The 18,466-nt window shown below is 60.9% G+C and carries 19 protein-coding genes; 3 read left to right on the top strand and 16 right to left on the bottom strand.

The window, feature by feature from the left end; all coding sequences use genetic code 11:
- The first annotated feature begins 544 nt into the window (after positions 1 to 544).
- Positions 545 to 1,351 carry a cytochrome c gene (locus J1G37_RS24475; RefSeq protein ID WP_207045943.1) on the top strand — a complete coding sequence of 269 codons (807 nt, stop codon included), beginning with the start codon at positions 545 to 547 and terminating at the stop codon, positions 1,349 to 1,351.
- A gap of 144 nt (positions 1,352 to 1,495) precedes the next feature.
- Here J1G37_RS24475 and J1G37_RS24470 read toward each other — a convergent pair whose 3' ends face one another.
- The 14 genes from J1G37_RS24470 to J1G37_RS24405 all read right to left on the bottom strand — a co-directional run bounded on the left by J1G37_RS24470 (position 1,496) and on the right by J1G37_RS24405 (position 13,070).
- On the bottom strand, positions 1,496 to 2,299 hold the full coding sequence (locus tag J1G37_RS24470) for a transglutaminase family protein (protein ID WP_207045908.1): 804 nt from the start codon (positions 2,297 to 2,299) through the stop codon (positions 1,496 to 1,498).
- Positions 2,296 to 3,246: an alpha-E domain-containing protein gene (locus J1G37_RS24465; RefSeq protein ID WP_026137110.1), complete on the bottom strand. Its 951-nt coding sequence runs from the start codon at positions 3,244 to 3,246 to the stop codon at positions 2,296 to 2,298. Before J1G37_RS24465 ends, J1G37_RS24470 begins: the two co-directional genes overlap by 4 nt.
- A gap of 4 nt (positions 3,247 to 3,250) precedes the next feature.
- Positions 3,251 to 4,660 (bottom strand): circularly permuted type 2 ATP-grasp protein, encoded by a 1,410-nt coding sequence (locus J1G37_RS24460; protein ID WP_207045906.1) that lies wholly within the window; start codon positions 4,658 to 4,660, stop codon positions 3,251 to 3,253.
- Positions 4,661 to 5,060: 400 nt separating this feature from the next.
- The gene (locus tag J1G37_RS24455) at positions 5,061 to 5,402 is read right to left on the bottom strand and encodes a ribonuclease E inhibitor RraB (RefSeq protein WP_015885395.1); all 342 of its coding nucleotides are present in this window, start codon (positions 5,400 to 5,402) and stop codon (positions 5,061 to 5,063) included.
- A gap of 213 nt (positions 5,403 to 5,615) precedes the next feature.
- Complete coding sequence (locus tag J1G37_RS24450) at positions 5,616 to 5,852, bottom strand: hypothetical protein (RefSeq protein WP_207045904.1); 237 nt, start codon at positions 5,850 to 5,852, stop codon at positions 5,616 to 5,618.
- 103 nt (positions 5,853 to 5,955) lie between these two features.
- Positions 5,956 to 6,561 carry an START domain-containing protein gene (locus J1G37_RS24445; RefSeq protein ID WP_207045902.1) on the bottom strand — a complete coding sequence of 202 codons (606 nt, stop codon included), beginning with the start codon at positions 6,559 to 6,561 and terminating at the stop codon, positions 5,956 to 5,958.
- A 41-nt stretch (positions 6,562 to 6,602) separates the two neighbouring features.
- Entirely contained in the window at positions 6,603 to 6,857 is a 255-nt protein-coding gene (locus J1G37_RS24440) for a YkgJ family cysteine cluster protein (protein WP_026137112.1), read from the bottom strand.
- 162 nt (positions 6,858 to 7,019) lie between these two features.
- Complete coding sequence (locus J1G37_RS24435) at positions 7,020 to 7,484, bottom strand: translation initiation factor 2 (protein WP_207045899.1); 465 nt, start codon at positions 7,482 to 7,484, stop codon at positions 7,020 to 7,022.
- A 104-nt stretch (positions 7,485 to 7,588) separates the two neighbouring features.
- Positions 7,589 to 9,028: a PLP-dependent aminotransferase family protein gene (locus tag J1G37_RS24430; protein WP_017739249.1), complete on the bottom strand. Its 1,440-nt coding sequence runs from the start codon at positions 9,026 to 9,028 to the stop codon at positions 7,589 to 7,591.
- Between the two features lie 287 nt (positions 9,029 to 9,315).
- Positions 9,316 to 10,131, bottom strand: coding sequence for an OmpA family protein (locus tag J1G37_RS24425; protein WP_207045898.1), 816 nt, complete (start codon positions 10,129 to 10,131; stop codon positions 9,316 to 9,318).
- Positions 10,128 to 10,490, bottom strand: coding sequence for a DUF4398 domain-containing protein (locus tag J1G37_RS24420; RefSeq protein WP_207045897.1), 363 nt, complete (start codon positions 10,488 to 10,490; stop codon positions 10,128 to 10,130). Before J1G37_RS24420 ends, J1G37_RS24425 begins: the two co-directional genes overlap by 4 nt.
- Before the next feature lie 9 nt (positions 10,491 to 10,499).
- Positions 10,500 to 11,315 carry a transporter substrate-binding domain-containing protein gene (locus tag J1G37_RS24415; RefSeq protein ID WP_207045896.1) on the bottom strand — a complete coding sequence of 272 codons (816 nt, stop codon included), beginning with the start codon at positions 11,313 to 11,315 and terminating at the stop codon, positions 10,500 to 10,502.
- A gap of 73 nt (positions 11,316 to 11,388) precedes the next feature.
- A complete protein-coding gene (locus tag J1G37_RS24410; RefSeq protein ID WP_207045894.1) occupies positions 11,389 to 12,318 on the bottom strand; it encodes an FAD-binding protein in 930 nt (309 codons plus the stop codon).
- A gap of 2 nt (positions 12,319 to 12,320) precedes the next feature.
- Positions 12,321 to 13,070 (bottom strand): electron transfer flavoprotein subunit beta/FixA family protein, encoded by a 750-nt coding sequence (locus tag J1G37_RS24405; RefSeq protein ID WP_017138339.1) that lies wholly within the window; start codon positions 13,068 to 13,070, stop codon positions 12,321 to 12,323.
- A 506-nt stretch (positions 13,071 to 13,576) separates the two neighbouring features.
- Between J1G37_RS24405 and J1G37_RS24400 the strand changes: the two genes are divergently transcribed.
- Entirely contained in the window at positions 13,577 to 15,241 is a 1,665-nt protein-coding gene (locus J1G37_RS24400) for an electron transfer flavoprotein-ubiquinone oxidoreductase (protein ID WP_017739254.1), read from the top strand.
- A gap of 154 nt (positions 15,242 to 15,395) precedes the next feature.
- On the opposite strand, the gene J1G37_RS24395 is transcribed toward J1G37_RS24400, so the two are convergent.
- Positions 15,396 to 16,289 (bottom strand): AraC family transcriptional regulator, encoded by an 894-nt coding sequence (locus J1G37_RS24395; RefSeq protein WP_124526694.1) that lies wholly within the window; start codon positions 16,287 to 16,289, stop codon positions 15,396 to 15,398.
- A 181-nt stretch (positions 16,290 to 16,470) separates the two neighbouring features.
- Between J1G37_RS24395 and J1G37_RS24390 the strand changes: the two genes are divergently transcribed.
- Positions 16,471 to 17,523, top strand: coding sequence for an NAD(P)-dependent alcohol dehydrogenase (locus tag J1G37_RS24390; RefSeq protein WP_122428206.1), 1,053 nt, complete (start codon positions 16,471 to 16,473; stop codon positions 17,521 to 17,523).
- Between the two features lie 58 nt (positions 17,524 to 17,581).
- Here J1G37_RS24390 and J1G37_RS24385 read toward each other — a convergent pair whose 3' ends face one another.
- Positions 17,582 to 18,352 (bottom strand): IclR family transcriptional regulator, encoded by a 771-nt coding sequence (locus tag J1G37_RS24385; RefSeq protein ID WP_347402354.1) that lies wholly within the window; start codon positions 18,350 to 18,352, stop codon positions 17,582 to 17,584.
- Between the last annotated feature and the right edge of the window lie 114 nt (positions 18,353 to 18,466).

The raw sequence follows: 18,466 nt of genomic DNA, 5'->3' as shown, positions 1-18,466 counted from the left end.
GGTAGGCAACATACGCCATCAGCGGGTTAATCGTTTTAGCTGTCTAGCCAACGGTCTGGCGCCAAGATGGCGTTAAGCCTCATGCCTTTTTTAGCTAAAATATTGATTAGCTGATATGAAATGGATCTAAGCCACGCAGAACGAGGGCTCTAAGGTTGAATCAGTAGGAAGTTGCTGCCGGGTTTTGCTGGAGCAGCTGTAAGAAAAGTGTCACGCCACAGCGTGATACTGAAATTGACCGGCACGTATTTGACGCTCAGGAATAACAACAAAAGGCAGTCAGCCATGTTCAAACATTCGAAAGTACGTCAGGCGGGACTTATTCTGTTCGCCACCACACTGATTCTGATCTTGCCCAATCTGACCAAGGTCATTGGGTGACCCTTCAGCCCACACATTCCGTGCACACACAGCATCAGGACTGCAGCTTTTGGCAGCGCCTGCCGGGACATTGCGCATAGCGGTCCTGTTGCAGGCGCTGTCTTTTTGCCTGCGCATTTCCGGTATCGTGGGCGCCATCGCCACTTTGTATCGGGCCTTCCTCTTGAAATCGATCCTCGCCCTCCTCGCCTTGTTCTTCACCCTGCCTGTCGCTGCGGCGCAATTGACCGTCGAGCTGGACCACGCCAGCAAGACCTGGCAGACCGCCGAGTTGCTCAAGCATCCGGATGCGCAAACGGTGCAGATAGTCGATGACGTTTCCTACAAGCGCAGCATGACCTATCGCGCAGTGCCCCTGGCGGTACTCCTACCGGGCCTTGACCCGCAGAGCCATCTGCAAGCGGTTGCCCTGGATGGGTTCGCCGCCGAACTCGCTGCTGCCCCGTTGCTGGAAACCCATGGCGCCCGCGCCTGGCTGGCGGTGGAGGACCCAGCCCACCCATGGCCCGCACTGGCGCCGGGCAAACCGAGCGCTGGGCCGTTTTACCTGGTGTGGACGGACCCGCAAGCCGGCCATATCAGCCCGGAGCAGTGGCCGTTCCAGATGTCCGCGATCAAGCAGTTGAAGACCGTTGCAGAGCGTTTTCCGGCGCTGTTGCCGGACCCGAAACTGGCCGCCGCCGATCCGATCAACCAGGGCTTTGCGCTGTTCCAGAAGAATTGCCTGGCCTGTCACCGGCTCAATGGCGCTGGCGATGCGCAGGTAGGGCCGGACCTGAATATTCCCTACAACCCAACGGAATATTTCGGCGGCGATTTCCTCAAGCGTTACATCCGTGACCCGCAAAGCCTAAGGCACTGGCCGCAGGCGAAGATGCCAGGGTTTGCGGCCAGTGTGTTGCCGGACAGCGAGTTGGATTTATTAGTGAGTTATCTGAAACATATGTCGGGGCGTAAACAACAGCCTTGAACCCAGAGCAGTCCCCCTGTGGGAGCGGGCTTGCTCGCGAAGGCGGTGGGTCAGTCAAAGATGTTCTAACTGAACCACCGCCTTCGCGAGCAAGCCCGCTCCCACACAAGCCCGCCCCACAGTTGCTCTGCTCCGCTCTGGAGATTATTGCTGCTGCACAGCAATCACCGGCGTCGGCGCCACAAACACCTTGGCATGCATCTGCTCATGCCCGCCGCCACGGCGCATGCCGCGCACCGGGCAGGCGTCGAGGTAGTCCAGGCCCACGGCCAGCTTCAGATGCCGCTCGGGCCGTGCGAGCCTGTTGGTCACGTCAAAGCTGTACCAGGCGTCATCCAGCCAGGCTTCGGCCCAGGCGTGACTGGCCAGGTGCGCGCTGTCTTCTGTGTACAAATACCCCGATACATACCGCGCGGGCACCCCCAGGCTGCGGGCGCAGGCCAGGAACGCGTGGGTGTGGTCCTGGCACACGCCCGCACGGCCGGCGAAGGCTTCGGCGGCGCTGGTGTCGACTTCGGTGGCGCCGGGTGTATAGACCATCGAGTGGTTGAGGGCCTGCATCAGGTCAATCAACGCGCTGCGGTCGCGACGTTGCTGGCAGTGTTGCCGGGCAAAGCCTCGCAGGGCCTCGTCGGCCTCGGTCAGGCGGGTGCTGCGCAGGAAGGGGAACGCCGACTGGCTCTCGTGTTCGGCCTCGCGCAGCTCGTCAATGTCCACTTGGCCACGGGCGCCGATAATGATGGCGTCGTGGGGTTCGTCCAGGGTCAGCACGTGCAGGATATTGCCGAACGGGTCCACTTGGGCGCGCACCGGGCGTGGCAGGTCGAGTTGCCAACTGAGGACGTGCTGGCGCTCGCTGTCGTGGGGCGTAAGGCGCAGGTACTGGATGCTGGCGCGAACCTGGTCGTCGTAGTGGTAGGTGGTTTCGTGGCTGATGGAGAGTCTCATGCGGCCTCCAGGTAGGAACTGTAGATGGCGTCGCCCAATTGGCGCACCAAGGGGATAAAGTCGGTCAGCCAGGCATGCAGGCCTTCCTCGAGGATTTCATCGATGGCGGTAAAGCGCAGGCGCGCGTCCATCTCGGCGGCCAGGCGCTGGGCCGGGCGGCCGTTGAGGCCGGGCAGGCTGGCGAGGATCTGGTCGATTTCCTCGCTGCAGGCGCGCAGCGAACGCGGCACATCGGCGCGCAACAGCAGCAACTCGGCGACTTGCCGCGCGCCAGGCGCATCACGGTAGATCTCGGTGTAGGCCTCGAACGACGACAGCGCGCGCAGCAAGGCGCTCCATTGATAGTAGGCGTGGGCCGTGCCGTCGGTGACTGCGGCAGCCTGGTCACCGGCCATTTCGTAGCGCGCATCCAGCAGGCGCAGGGTGTTGTCGGCCCGCTCGATAAAGGTGCCCAGGCGAATAAACCGAAAGGCGTCGTTGCGCATGATGGTGCCGTAGGTCGCGCCGCGAAACAGGTGGGAGCGCTCCTTGACCCACTCACAAAATCGGCTCATGCCGTAGCGGCTCAAGCCTTGCTGGGCGATATCGCGGATATCCAGCCAAGTGGCGTTGATGTTTTCCCACATGTCGGCGGTGATTCGCCCACGCACGGCATGGGCGCTGGCCCGCGCCGCACCGAGGCAGCTGTAGATGCTCGCCGGGTTGGCCGCATCCAGGGCGAAAAAGTGCAGCAGGTGTTCGGCGTGCAGTTCGCCGTGGCGCTCGCGGTAATCATCCAGGGTGCCGGTGATCAGCAGCGGCATCGCCAGTTCATGCAGGCCATCACCGCGCCCATCCTGGGGCATCAGCGACAGCGAATAGCTGACATCGAGCATGCGCGCGAGGTTTTCCGCGCGCTCCAGGTAGCGCGACATCCAGTACAGATCCGAAGCAGTTCTACTCAGCATGGCATCAGTCCTCCACCACCCAAGTGTCTTTGGTGCCGCCACCCTGGGACGAGTTGACCACCAGCGAGCCTTCGCGCAGCGCCACGCGGGTCAAGCCGCCCGGCACAACGCGGGTTTCCTTGCCGGACAAGACGAACGGGCGCAGGTCGATATGGCGCGGCGCGATGCCGTTTTCGACAAAGGTCGGGCACGTGGACAAACACAGGGTGGGCTGGGCGATATAGGCGTGGGGCTTAGCCTTGATGCGCGCGCGGAAGGCTTCGATCTCTGCGGCGGTAGACGCGGGTCCCACCAGCATGCCGTAGCCGCCGGAGCCTTGGGTTTCCTTCACGACCAGATCCGGCAGGTTGGCCAGCACGTGGGACAGTTCTTCGGGCTTACGACACTGGAATGTAGGAACGTTCTTCAGGATCGGTTCTTCATCCAGGTAAAAACGGATCATATCGGTGACGAAGGGGTACACCGACTTGTCATCCGCGACCCCGGTGCCGATGGCGTTCGCCAGCACGACGTTGCCGCAGCGATAGGCCGCGAGCAGGCCGGGCACGCCGAGCATCGAGTCGGGGTTGAACGCCAGCGGATCGAGGAAGGCGTCGTCGAGGCGGCGATAGATCACGTCCACCGCTTTGGGGCCGTCGGTGGTGCGCATGAAGACGCGGTCGTCGCGCACGAACAGGTCGGCGCCTTCCACCAGTTCCACGCCCATTTCCCGGGCCAGGAAGGCATGCTCGAAAAACGCGCTGTTGAAGCGCCCCGGCGTCAGCACCACCACGCTGGGGTTGTCCAGGGGGCTGGAGCTTTTCAGGGTGTCGAGCAACAGGTTGGGGTAATGGTCGATGGGGGCGATGCGCTGGGCAGCGAACAGTTCGGGGAACAGGCGCATCATCATCTTGCGGTCTTCGAGCATGTAGCTGACGCCGCTGGGGGTACGCAGGTTGTCTTCGAGCACGTAGTAGGTGCCGTCGCCATCACGTACGAGATCGACCCCGGAGATGTGGGAATACAGGTCGCGGTGCAGGTCCAGGCCCTGCATCGCCAACTGGTACTGCTCGTTGGCCAGCACCTGTTCAGCAGGGATGATCCCGGCCTTGATGATGCGTTGCTCGTGGTAAAGGTCGGCGAGAAACATGTTCAACGCTTTGACCCGCTGGATGCATCCGCGCTCGACAATCCGCCATTCGCTGGCAGGAATGCTGCGCGGGATCGTGTCGAAGGGAATCAGGCGCTCGGTGCCCTGTTCGTCGCCGTAAAGGGTGAAGGTGATCCCGGCGCGGTGAAACAGCAAATCGGCTTCGCGCCGGCGCTGGGCCAGCAGTTCAGCGGGGGTTTCGGCCAACCAGCGGGCGAATTCGCGGTAATGAGGGCGGACCTGCCCTGCCCCATCGTACATTTCATCGTAATAAGTGCGGATCATGCCGTACTCCTTGTCACCCGGACGCAAGAACCATCGCAAGGCCCGTGCCAGCGGCATAAACACTTAAAAATCAGTGAGTTGAATAAAAACAGAAATCCACCCGCACCGTCCTGGTGCGCAGAATGCCCGCTGTCCTGTCGTACGCTTCATCGCAATGCGAGCTTTGACTATCAACAGCATAGCCAGAGTTGATTTCACTGCCCGGCTACGCCGCCGGATAATCGCGCTCATCTGCTGAACCCGCTCCTTTCAGCACATCGCTCTTCCCTTTAGGCCACCCTCGCTGGGTGGCTTTTTTTTGGTGCTGAAAAAGGGTTCGCAAGTTCCGAAAAGTTTTCCTACGGCACAAACAAAATCGGCCGACCCAAAGGTCAGCCGATACGCTGTGTTTCTCATACTGCTACATGGGTAACCCACGCACCTCCTGCTTGACGCCCCAACCTTCGATAATCCCGCCCAGCGGTTCAACCACGGCTTCAAAGTCTTGCTCGAAGTCGCCTATGCCGTCGTAGGTGGCGAACATGATCTTGCTCAGTTCCAGGTACCAGGCACCATCGTCGCGCGCACTGACCTGGGCATTCAGGGATTCCCCACGAAACTCACCCGCAGCCCTGCGCGCCCGTTCCTCATCCGGGAAAATGGCGTAGAACTCGATGGGGTGAAAACGCGAGAAGTCGAAGCCGCCTTCTTTCATGCGGCGCAGAACGTTGGTGCTGATGTCTTCTTGATAGGCTGTGCTCATGAAAAGTGCTCCTCTAACCGATGGATAGACTTTCCGTGCTTCCCGGAGCCCACGCCGCAATGGCGTGGGTACTACGGCAATGACAACACCGCTGGAAAACAAGCATGTAGCTGACAAGACCAGACCTTAGCGATTCATTCGCTGATCTCGATTGCAGAGTAGCGCGAAGCTATCACCTCCACCAGAGGCGCTTTAATGGCAAGCAGGAAATGTTCAGGCGGCTGGCGAGATGTCGAGGATTTGAATGCTGTTCTGGTCTTTGAGGATTTTGACCGTTGGCTCGGGCTTGCGCCCCTCAAGATCATTGAGGTCGAGTTCGGCGGCCACCGGTACCAGCTTGTTGCGGATCATGTGCGCAGCGTCTTCAAGGCTGGGTTTTTCAGCGCAGGCGAACTGCTCCACCGAGGTCTCGCCGTGATCGTCAACGAAGGTAATTTTCCACGTTTGCATCGGTGCCTCCTCGATAAAGCCCGTGTATGGGCTCACATCTATCTGGACCTTGAGGGTTCGCCAAACGTTCCACTCAAGGCCGGAGACACCTGATCAACTGCGCTTACTTCTCAGCGTGATCCTTGAGGGCTTTCAAGGTGTTGAACGGCGCGTCCACCACGAACTTGTTGGCCAACCACGATGGCACGCTGCCGCCTGGCTCGGTGTGTACCTGATAGGTGACTTCGGTCAGGTTGTCGCCTTTGGGCACCAGCTTCCAGAAACCTTCGACCTGGGCGACACGCACATAGCCTTTGACTTCCGGCTGATAGGTGGGCACTTCCAGCAGCTTGCGGGTGAGCGTGCCATCGGCGGCCTTGGAGGTGGTGATCTCCAGGATGGAATCACGGTCGGTCACCGGGAACGGTGCCTTGAACTGGGTGTAGGTCCAGCTCTTGTCGCCTTCCTGCTTGAGCAGTTTTTGCGATTTGCACTCGTGAATCCAGGAGCAGGCGCCCGCCACGTCTTCTTGCAGTGCCTGGATCTTGGCCACCGGCGCCTTGATCGTGGTCACACCGCGATACGCCTTGTACTTGGAGCCGGCGACTTCGCTCAACGACACCTTGATCCCGTCTTCGTCCTTGGCGACCTGCCAATCCTCAGCCTGGGCAGTGACAGCAAACATCACCGTAAAACCGCACAACACAGCCATTCGTTTCAGCGAACCCATTGTTGTATTCCTTATTGTTGAAGTTCCGATAGTAAAGCCCATCAAGCCGCCGTCATCTGCTCCCACCAGCCGATCAAACGGATCGCATCGGCCTGGTCGGTGCCGCAGACCTCGATATCCGCCTTGAAATCACTGCACACCGCCGGTCGCTCCGGTTGCCCGAACAGTTGGCACAGCTGTTCGACCGACAGGTGCAGGCAGCGTTCGCCCGCCGGTTTGCCCTGTGGCATCCCGGGGAGTGGCGAACTGATGGAGGGGGCGATGCAGCAAGCGCCACAGCCTTCACGGCATTTCATGACCAGCAGGTCCTCGACGACTCAATGTGGATGGCCGGGCTAGAGTACGCCCTTAAACAGCCGTTTTAAAATGGTCTAACAGGGGTTTTTCGCAGAAAACAAAAGTGACTGACCAGTCTGCGACAGATGGTCGAAGGGCGCCGTCACGTTTGTGGGAAAAGTTTACTGCTTGAACTCGAATTCCAACGCTGCGCCTTCCACTTCACGGCGTTCTTCGTTGCGCAATTGCAACTTCATCTCATTGCTGAGCAGGCGACCGTTGATCTGGAAGGCGCTGTTGTCGGTGGGTTTCTCACCGAACATCGGCGGCAGCAAGGGCACGCTCTTGGGTTTGGGCATGGTGCCAATGGGCTGCAAGTGCCTGACCATGTCCGAAGGCAGGGACAGGTCCAACTGTGCCGGTGGCAATTTAGTCTGGGCCACTTCACTGGCGGACTTGCTGGCTTTCGCTGCGCGCTTTTTCACTGCAGGGGCTTTCTTTTTCGCCACCGGGGCTTTTTTCGCCGGCGTCTTTTGCTCGGCAGCGACAGGCGCGCGTTCCGTCACAGGCGCCGCCGCCAGCACGGTGCCGACGTTGCACAGGCTTAGCAGGCCAATCACCCAGACAACACGAAAAATAGAGGTCATATCGCCAACAGCATTAACGGCAGAGGGCCATATGCTCGCTTGTTGTGCGCGGCATGACAAGCGTGGTGATTAGCCCGCTACCGATCATGCCCCCGTTCCGGGGTTCAAAAGCCCGCTGCGGTTTCCTGGCACAACTGGCTGGCGAGCATCCCCAAGGTCATCAGCGCGCGCTCTGCCTCGCGGTTCCACGGCGTGCCGCAGTTGAGGCGAATACAGTGGTTGAACTGCTCGGTGTTACTGAATATCAACCCCGGCGCAATGCTGATGCCCTGTTGCAGGGCGCGTACGTGCAGTTCCTGGGTATTGACCCGCCCCGGCAAACTGACCCACAGGATAAAACCACCACTGGGGCGGGTCATCTGCGTGCCTTCGGGGAAATACTGCTGCACCGCCAGCTGGAAGGCGTTGAGGTTCTTGCGGTATTCCTGGCGGATGTAGCGCAGGTGGCGATCATAACCACCGTTCTCCAGGTAGGCCGCAACGCCCATCTGCGTGACGCTGCACGCCGAGTGGGTGCTGAACATCTGCAAGCGCTGGATTTCCTGCTGGTACTTGCCGGCAATCATCCAGCCGATGCGCACGCCGGGGGACAAGGTCTTGGAAAAGCTCGAGCAGTAGATCACCCGATCCAGGCGGTCATAGGCTTTCAGGGCCTTGGTGCGGCCGACTTCGAACATCAGCTCGCCGTAGATATCATCCTCGACGATCTGGATATCGAAATCCGAGGCCAGGCGCAGCAACTGTTTCTGCCGTTCCTCGGGCATGGTGCCGCCCAGGGGATTGCTCAGGCGTGTGGTCAGCACCAGGGCCTTGATCGACCATTGGTTGGCCGCCAGTTGCAGGGCTTCCAGGCTCATGCCGGACGCCGGGTCGCTGGGAATTTCGATGACCTTGAGGCCGAGCAGGTCAGCCAATTGCAGCAAGCCGTAATAAGTCGGCGATTCCGCAGCGATCAGGTCGCCGGGGCGCGTCAGCACCCGCAGCGACATCTGCAACGCGTCCACGCAACCGTGGGTGATCACCACTTCGGACGGGTCCACCACCACGCCCGCATCGCGCATGCGGATCGCCACCTGGCGGCGCAGCGGCTCGAAACCGGGGCTGAACATGTAGCTGAACGCCCGTGGGCTCTGGAAGCGCGTGACCTTGGCCAACTGCTGGTGCAGTGCGCGCACCGGCAAGTAATCGACACTCGGCACGGCGGCGCCCAACGGGAACACGCCTTCGCGGCGCGACTCGACCAATACCTGCTGGATGATGCTGCTGCGGGTGACCAACCCTGGGCGCTCTACACGGGCGATGTCTGGCGTCGGCGCGGTGAGTGCGGGCGTCTGGTGCACGTAGTAGCCGGACTGCGGCCGCGCGCGGATCAGCCCCTGGTCTTCCAGGTTGGCGTAGGCCTGCAACACCGTGGCGTGGCTGACGTTGAGCTGGGAGCTCATCTTGCGCACCGAAGGCACGCGCTCGCCCGGTTGATAGACACCGCGCCGGATATCCTCAGCCAATTGCTGGGCGATACGTTGGTAGAGCAACAGATTGGTCATGACGCAGCACTCGATTTCACGGGTATTTTATTTTTGTGTGAAACATACCGGCACAGTTTAGAAGTGTACGGGGACAGTTGCCACAATAGTCGAGCGCGGGCGGGAGTGACAGTAAAAACTGTAGGGGTGGTGAAGCGTTTTTTGGGTGTACACCAAACAAAATGTGGGAGCGGGCTTGCCCGCGATAGCGGTGTATCAGCAAAAACATCTTTGACTGACCGACCGCAATCGCGGGCAAGCCCGCTCCCACACAGGCTCGCTTTCACATTTGGATGGGTGTCTGGCTTTTAGCGAGCAGCGCCCAGTTGGCCTTTCTCGTCGGAGAACACAATCTCCACCCGACGGTTCTGCGCCCTGCCCCGCTCGGACGCGTTGGCCTCCACCGGATACTGGTCGCCATACCCTTCGACCTGGATGCGTTTTTCATCGATACCCAGGTCCACCAGCACGTCGGCCACCGATTGCGCGCGGTCACGGGACAGTTTTACGTTTTCCTGCTCGCCACCGGTACTGTCGGTGTAGCCCTCGATACGCACCACGCGCTTGGGGTTCAGTTGCAGGAACTGGACGATTTTCAACACTGTGCGGTTCGCCGAGTTTTTCAGCTCCGCTTCGCCGGTATCAAACAGCACGTCGCCCAGGGTCATCACCAAACCGCGATCGGTCTGGGTGGTGGTCAGGCTGGCGATCTGTTCTTCGAGCCATTTGCCCTGCTGCTGCACGCTGGTCAGCTTGTTTTCACGCAGGGCCAGTTGCAGGCGTTGGCGCTCCAGTTCGAGCTTGGCGCCCCGTTCGGCGTTGAGCGCCTGCTCGGTATGCTCGCGGGCGATGGCGCTGTAGCGCTGGCTCAGGTAAGCGTAATGCGCGACGTCGTTGCCGCTGCCCCAGTAGCTGGACAGGCGGTCGGCGCGGGCCAGGGATTCGCCGGCGCGGATCACATCCTTGGGCGCGAACCGCAGCACGTTGGCGTCTTCCTTGACCTTCTGGAAGTCGCTGCCCGCCTGCTGCAACGCCTGCTCACTGTTGGGATGGCTGGCACAACCGCCCAGCACCGCGCTGCTCACCAGCAACGCGCAGCTCAGACCACGAATCATCGGGCTCATTGGGCTTCTCCCAACTGCAGCTGCTTGCGCAGGCGCGTGATGCGGGTGTTAAGCACGTTCAACTGCTCCTGGCTCTTGCGGGTCAGCACTTGGGCTTCGGCCAGGCGCGCATCCAGCTCGGCTTGTTCGGCACGCATGCGCGCGTTTTTGTAGGACTCATCAGCCATGCTGCCCTGGGCCCGGGCGAATTTGGTTTCGGCCAGTTTCAATTCAGGCGATTCATCCGCGTTGGCACCCACGGCACTGGCTTGTTCCAGGGCTTGCTGGGTGAGGCGCATTTGTTCAATCGGCGCAGGATCGCTCGCACATCCCGCCAGAGCTACAACGGCGAGGGCCGCGAAAAGAGGTCGAAGAGTCACTGAAAATCCTTACTTTGCTGGGGTGCCGACAGGTTGCTGCAATTGCGCTTTCCAACGTTCCAGATTGCTCTGCAACGCAGCTTGCGCCACACCGGAGGCCGACAATTCTGTCATCTTTTTGGCCAACTGTCCGCGCAGCCACGGATCATTGCAGGCCGAGTTGTGGGAAACCGCCAGGTACAGGCCGGGCTGATCGACCGGCACTTCACGCGCTACCAGGTCATTGCTCATCCCCAGGGTCTGGGCCATGGCCATGCCGGAGTAACGTCCGGCGAGAACGTAGTCCACTTCGCCAAGCAGCAGTTTCTGGAAGGCCGGCGTCAAGCTGGGCAAGCGTTGCAGGGTAAGTTGCTGGCCGGCGAAGGTTTCGAAACCGGCGCTCAAGCGTGCACGCTCTGAGACCGCGCCCTTGTGGCCGTGCAGGTCGGCGGCGGTGGTGTAGGCCAGCACCGAATCCTTGCGTGTCCACACCAGATAATCGGTCTGCACCAGCGCCGGGTGGATGTAGTCGAGGGTGTCCAACTCGCCCAGGTTCAGCGGCGCATCGGCGAGGATGTCCATGCGCCCGCTGCGCACTTCGTCCAGGGCCAGGGAGCGTTTGCCGCCGTAGAGCAGGTCAATCTTCAGGCCGAGGTCCTTGGCCACTTGTTGCAACACATCGGCGGTGGCACCGATCAGACGCGTGGGGTCTTGGGGGTCGCGCCAGAGCAAAGGCGGTGCGTCCGGGCTGCCGGTGATCACCAGGCGTTCGCATTTGCCGGCAGCCAGCGTCAGGCCTGGCAGCAGCGTGAGGCCCAGCAGTACAGTCCAGCGACGCAATTCCATGGGGAAGCTCTCCAGCCAGTCAAAAAAAAGCCCGGTCACAAGGACCGGGCTCTTTATAAGTGAAGCGGCTGGATTAGACCAGCTTCTCCAACTCAGGTACGGCGTCGAACAAGTCCGCGACCAGGCCGTAGTCAGCCACCTGGAAGATCGGTGCTTCTTCGTCCTTGTTGATCGCAACGATCACTTTGGAGTCTTTCATACCGGCCAAGTGCTGGATCGCGCCGGAGATACCGACGGCGATGTACAGCTGTGGCGCAACGATCTTGCCGGTCTGGCCGACCTGCATGTCGTTGGGTACGAAACCTGCGTCGACGGCCGCGCGGGAAGCGCCGACCGCAGCGCCCAGCTTGTCGGCCAGGGCGTACAGGTGCTTGAAGTTGTCACCGTTCTGCATGCCACGGCCGCCGGAAACGACGATCTTGGCAGCGGTCAGCTCAGGACGATCCGACTTGGCCAGCTCTTCGCCGACAAAGCTGGAGGTGCCAGCGTTATGGGCAGCAGCGACGGCCTCAACGGCAGCCGAACCACCTTCGGCGGCAACCGGATCGAAACCGGTGGCGCGCACGGTGATGACTTTGACCGAAGCGGTCGATTGCACGGTAGCAATGGCGTTACCGGCGTAGATCGGGCGCTTGAAGGTATCAGCGCTTTCAACCGAGATGATCTCGGAGATCTGGTCAACGTCCAGCTGCGCGGCAACGCGTGGCAGGATGTTTTTGCCATTGGAGGTCGCGGCAGCCAGGATGTGGCTGTAGCCAGCGCCCAGCTCTGCGATCAGCGGGGCAACGTTTTCCGGCAGCTGGTGAGCGTACGCGGCGTTGTCGGCCAGCAGTACCTTGCTCACGCCAGCGATTTTCGCGGCGGCTTCAGCCACGGCGCCAGCGCCTTGGCCGGCAACCAGCACGTGAATGTCGCCACCGATTTTAGCGGCGGCAGCCACGGTGTTCAGGGTGGCCGGGGCCACGACCTTGTTGTCGTGTTCAGCGATTACCAAGATAGTCATGATTAGATTACCTTCGCTTCGTTTTTCAGTTTCTCGACCAGTTCAGCCACCGACTTGACCTTGATGCCCGCGCTGCGTGCAGCCGGCGCTTCAACTTTTACAGTCTTGTTGGTAGAGGCGGTGGAAACGCCCAAAGCTTCAGGAGTGACCGACTCAAGCGGCTTCTTCTTGGCTTTCATGATGTTTGGCAGGGACGCGTAGCGCGGCTCGTTCAAACGCAGGTCGGTGGTGACGATGGCCGGCAGTTTCAGGGAAACGGTCTGGGCGCCGCCGTCGATTTCACGGGTCACAGCTACGCTGTCGCCGCTCACTTCAACCTTGGACGCGAAGGTGCCCTGGCCGTAACCGGTCAGTGCAGCCAGCATCTGGCCAGTCTGGTTGTTGTCGCTGTCGATGGCTTGTTTGCCCAGGATCACCAGCTGAGGCTGTTCCTTGTCGACAACGGCCTTGAGCAGCTTGGCCACGGCCAGGGAGGTCAGGTCTTCAGCAGACTCGACCAGGATGGCACGGTCGGCACCCAGTGCCAGGGCGGTACGCAGCTGCTCTTGAGCAGTGGTAGGACCGATGGAAACCACGACGATTTCAGTTGCCACGCCTTTTTCTTTCAGGCGTACGGCTTCTTCCACGGCGATTTCACAGAAAGGGTTCATCGACATCTTGACGTTAGCAAGATCGACGCCGGAATTGTCCGCCTTGACGCGAACTTTCACGTTGTAATCGACAACGCGTTTGACAGCTACAAGAACCTTCATGGATTCCTCGTTACTCTCCGGTGAAAAGAAAGTCGCCTAGGCGAACCTGGCGGTTGATGCTCATCGGCACACAAGGGCACCTCCAAAAACGTCGGCGGATGACCTTGCTCACGGGAAATGATGACCGTTCGTCAGTGGTGACTGAGAGGTCATTCTTTATCGCAGCGTGTAAACTGCGCGCCCGAGTTTCGGCGCGCGTCACCTGTCTTGCTTTTGGACGTGCTCTTGAAACCTGCTGTCTGCCTACGGTAAGCGCAAAACCGACCGTATATTGACCGGAACGCCTATTCTGGTCAATACGGCAAAATAGCCAGCCATAAGCCGCGTTGCTTTGATTTACCTAGCCTGCGGCCAATTCAAACAAACGTTTGTATTGGACGCTAGCAGTGGTCTATATATAATGCGCCACCTAGAGAGAAAGGTGGGTCGGGCCTTCGCGCCAGACGACACCAAACCTCCACCCCATTAGAAAAAAAGCCTGTTGAGCCTTGAGTAGGAGATAACCTGTGGAACGCGAATACATGGAATTCGACGTGGTCATCGTCGGCGCTGGCCCGGCGGGCCTGTCTGCCGCCTGCCGACTGAAGCAGAAGGCCGCCGAAGCCGGTAAGGAAATCAGCGTCTGCGTGGTCGAGAAAGGCTCCGAAGTCGGCGCCCACATCCTCTCCGGTGCGGTGTTTGAACCCCGCGCCCTGAACGAATTGTTCCCGGACTGGAAAGAACTCGGCGCCCCGCTCAACACCCCGGTGGTGCGCGATGACATCTATGTACTGCGCAGCCCCGAAGCGTCCACCAAGGTTCCTGACTTCTTTGTGCCCAAGACCATGCACAACGAAGGCAACTACATCATCTCGCTGGGCAACCTGTGCCGCTGGCTGGCCCAGCAGGCCGAAAACCTCGGTGTGGAAGTCTACCCAGGCTTCGCCGCCCAGGAAGCGCTGTTCGACGAAAACGGCGTGGTACGCGGGATCATCACCGGTGACCTCGGCGTCGACCGTGAAGGCCATCCGAAAGAAGGCGTCTACACCCCAGGCATGGAGCTGCGTGGCAAGTACACGCTGTTCGCCGAAGGCTGCCGTGGCCACATCGGCAAGCAACTGATCCAGCGCTTCAACCTGGACAGCGACGCCGACGCCCAGCACTACGGCATCGGCCTGAAAGAAATCTGGGAAATCGACCCGGCCAAGCATCAGCCAGGCCTGGTGGTGCACACCGCTGGTTGGCCGCTGGACATCATGAAGAACGAAAACACCGGTGGCTCGTTCCTCTATCACCTGGAAAACAACCAGGTTGTAGTGGGCCTGATCGTCGACCTGTCCTACAGCAACACCTTCCTGTCGCCGTTCGATGAGTTCCAGCGCCTCAAGCATCACCCGGTGCTGGCCCAGTACCTGGAAGGCGGCAAGCGCATCAGCTACGGCGCCCGCGCCATCTGCAAAGGCGGCCTGAACTCGCTGCCGAAGATGGTGTTCAACGGTGGCGCGCTGATCGGTTGCGACCTAGGCACCCTGAACTTCGCCAAGATCAAGGGCAGCCACACCGCGATGAAGTCCGGCATGCTCGCTGCCGACGCCGTGGCCGACCGCCTGTTCGCCGACTCCGAAGGCGGTGACGAGCTGACCGCTTACGTCGACAGCTTCAAATCCAGCTGGTTGTACGAAGAACTGTTCGCCAGCCGCAACTTCGGCCCGGCGATGCACAAGTTCGGCCCGATCATCGGCGCCGGCTTCAACTGGTTCGACCAGAACATCCTCGGCGGCAAGATGCCGTTCACCCTGCACGACACCAAGCCGGACTACGCCTGCCTCAAGCTGGCGAAAGACAGCCAGAAGATCGACTACCCGAAACCCGACGGCAAGCTGAGCTTCGACAAGCTGAGCTCGGTGTTCCTCTCCAGCACCAACCATGAAGAAGAGCAGCCGTGCCACTTGAAGTTGAAAGACCCGAGCATCCCGATCGGCACCAACCTGCCGCTCTACGATGAACCGGCGCAGCGCTACTGCCCGGCCGGCGTGTATGAAGTGATCACCAAGGAAGATGGCGAGAAGCGCTTCCAGATCAACGCCCAGAACTGCGTGCACTGCAAGACCTGTGACATCAAGGACCCTTCGCAGAACATCACGTGGGTTACGCCGGAAGGCGCGGGTGGGCCGACTTACCCGAATATGTAAGACCAAAAAAAGGCTCCCAGATGGGAGCCTTTTTTATAACTGACACAGTGCGGTCAATTGTGGGAGCTGGCTTGCCTGCGATAGCGGTGGTGAATCCAACACTGCTATCGCAGGCAAGCCAGCTCCCACATTGACCGTGTTGAGCCAGCAAGACCTACGCCGCCCGCTCTTCGCCGGGGTTGCGCTCGAAGTAGCGCTTGTACTCCCGACTGAACTGCGACGTACTCTGATACCCCACACTGTGCGCCGCCTGCGCCACGCCCATGCCCTCCACCAGCAGCAACTGCTGCGCCTTCAACAAGCGCAAACGCTTCAGGTACTGCACCGGCGACAACAACGTGCAGCGCTTGAAATGCTCATGAAAGGTCGACGCACTCATATGCGCATACCCGGCCAACGTCTCGATATTCAGCGGCTCGTCAAAATGCGCATGCAGGTGGTTCAACGACGTGGCAATCCGTGAAAACTGCCCTTGCTGTTCCACCAGCGCGCGCAACACATCGGCCTGCGGCCCGCGCAGCGCGGTGAACAACAATTCCCGCACCCGCGCCGGGCCCATGATCCGGCTTTCCAGCGGATCGTGCAGGCACTGCAACAGCCGCTCGACGCAGCCGCGCATGGCGTCATCGAGCACCACTGAGCTCATCGACTCCAGCGTCTGCGCCGTCGGCGGCGGCCCGGCCTGAATGCCCATGGCCATCACCAACTCGCCCAGTACCACGCGATCGATCCCCACCGTCACCCCGTACAGCGGTGCATCCGGCGCCATGGCAAACGTCTCGCATTCGAACGGCACCGGCATGGCCTGGATCAGGTAATGCCCGGCGCCATACTCCAGCGTGCGCGGGCCCAAATAGGCGAGTTTGCTGCCCTGGGCCACAAACATCAGGCTTGGCTCATAGATCTGCGGCCCGCGTGCCACATCGCAACTGGCGCGCAACACCTTCACGCCCGGCAGGTTCGTCGGGGAGAAACCGTCGCAGGGCGTAAGCCCCTCGATCAAGGAGACCAGCGTGGCGTTGGCGTCGAGATGGCGGGTCAACAACATGGCAAAAAACTTCGCGAAAAAGGGATGAGAGCATCATCGCAGGTCTGGCGGCACATAAATCCAAACACAGGGCACCTCCGGACGAATAGGCATGAGACTCGGAGCAATCGCCATGGCCGCTGCATGGCCCGGCGCGGAGAATGCGCCGCCTCTCCTGTGATTGCTTTTGCGAGGTTCCCCCATGTACACCGCCATCGGTTATGCCGCCCAGTCGGCCACCACTCCCCTCGCCCCCATGTCGTTCCAGCGCCGCAGCCCGCGCGTGGATGATGTGGCAATCGAGATCCTCTACTGCGGCGTGTGCCACTCCGATATCCACCAGGCGCGCAACGAGTGGGGCATCGCCGTGTACCCGCTGATGCCGGGCCACGAGATCGTCGGCAAGGTCACCGCGGTCGGCGCCAATGTCACTGCGCATAAAGTCGGCGACCTGGTCGGTGTGGGCTGCATGGTCGATTCGTGCCGTCACTGCGACGCGTGCAAGTCGGACCTGGAGCAATACTGCCTCGAAGGCCCGACCATGACCTACGCCACCCCGGACCGCGTCGACGGCAGCAACACCATGGGCGGCTACTCCGACAGCATCGTCGTCAGCGAGCACTTCGTGGTGAAGATCCCGGCCAAGCTCGACCTGGCCAGCGCCGCGCCGATTCTCTGCGCAGGCGTGACCATGTACTCGCCGATCAAGCACTACGGCATCAAGGCCGGCGACAAAGTCGGCGTGTTGGGCATGGGCGGCCTCGGCCACATGGGCATCAAGCTGGCCAAGGCGATTGGCGCCGAGGTGACCCTGTTCACCCGCTCCGCGAGCAAGGCCGAGGAAGGCCGTCGCCAGGGCGCCGACCATGTGATCGTGTCCACCGACGCTGAACAGATGAAAGCTGCCGCCGGGCACTTCGACTTCCTGCTAGACACCATCCCGGTGCAGCACGACCTCAACCCCTACCTCGACGTACTGCGCTTTGACGGCGTGCACATCCTGGTCGGCCTGATCGAACCGGTGGACCCACCGGTGAACGCAGCCAAGCTGATCATGGGCCGCAAAGTGCTCGCCGGTTCGCTGATCGGTGGCATTGCCGAAACCCAGGAAGTCCTGGATTTCTGCGCCGAGCACGGCATCAGCTGCGACATCGAGATGCTCGACATCCGCAACATCAACGAAGCCTACAGCCGCATGATCGCCGGCGACGTGAAGTACCGCTTTGTCATCGACATGGCGACCTTGAAAGTCTGATGGCGCTGGACGCGGAGCGTCCGGGGCGGCGTTCCCACGCAGAGCGTGGGAACGATCATCAGGCCTTCGCGCCCAACTCCGCTGACAGCCGGGCTGCGACCTGTTTGATCACAGGGATCAGCTCGGCCATTTTTTCCAGCGGCATGTAGGGCACGGTACTGGCGATGCTGATGCCGGCGACAATTCGCCGGCTGGCATCGCGCACCGGTGCCGCGACACAACGGATCGACGGTTCGTTGTCTTCCAGATCGAACGCAAAACCACCCACCACGTATTCGCGCATGCGCTGCTCGAACTGCGCCCAGGATTGCTCCGGGTGCTGCGGCCACTGCAGGCTTTTGCCGGCAACCGGCTGGCTCACTTCGTACAGGCGCTGCCACTCTTCTACCGGGTCATCCAACAACAACGCCTTGCCGATGCCGGTGCGCGCCAGCGGCATGCGATGGCCGACCCGCGAGCGCATTTCCGGGCCGTTGCGGCCAGGGTTCTTGTGCAGGTAGAGCACGTCGTCGTATTCGCGGATTGCCAGGTGGATGGTGTCACCGGTCAGCGCCGACAACTCGTCCAGGTACGGCACCGCCAGGGTCACCAATGGCAGTTCTTCGCGCGCCTGGAAACCCAGTTCGATCAGCTTCGGCCCCAGCAGGTAACCGACTTGCGGCACCACGCGCAGGTAGCGCTCCTCCACCAGGCAACTGGCCAGGCGGTGGGTGGTGCTGCGGGTGGTGCCGATGCGCTTGGCAATCTCTTTGAGATCCCGCGCACCGGCCGCCACCGCATGCACCACGCCCAGGCCACGGAGCAGGGGCGGGGGCTGTCCCTTATACACCACTGACGCCGCCGACGAAGAGGAGAGGGGAGGGTTCGGGGGGTGCCGTATCATTGAAAAAAAAAAAAAAGAAGAGAGTGCGACGCGAGTGATGTGTAGGAAGAACGAAAGAAA

The organism is Pseudomonas sp. Marseille-Q1929 (assembly GCF_017316265.1).
Classification (GTDB): domain Bacteria; phylum Pseudomonadota; class Gammaproteobacteria; order Pseudomonadales; family Pseudomonadaceae; genus Aquipseudomonas.
The sequence above is the reverse complement of the archived record's forward strand: the minus strand, read 5'-3'. Positions and strand labels throughout refer to the sequence as shown.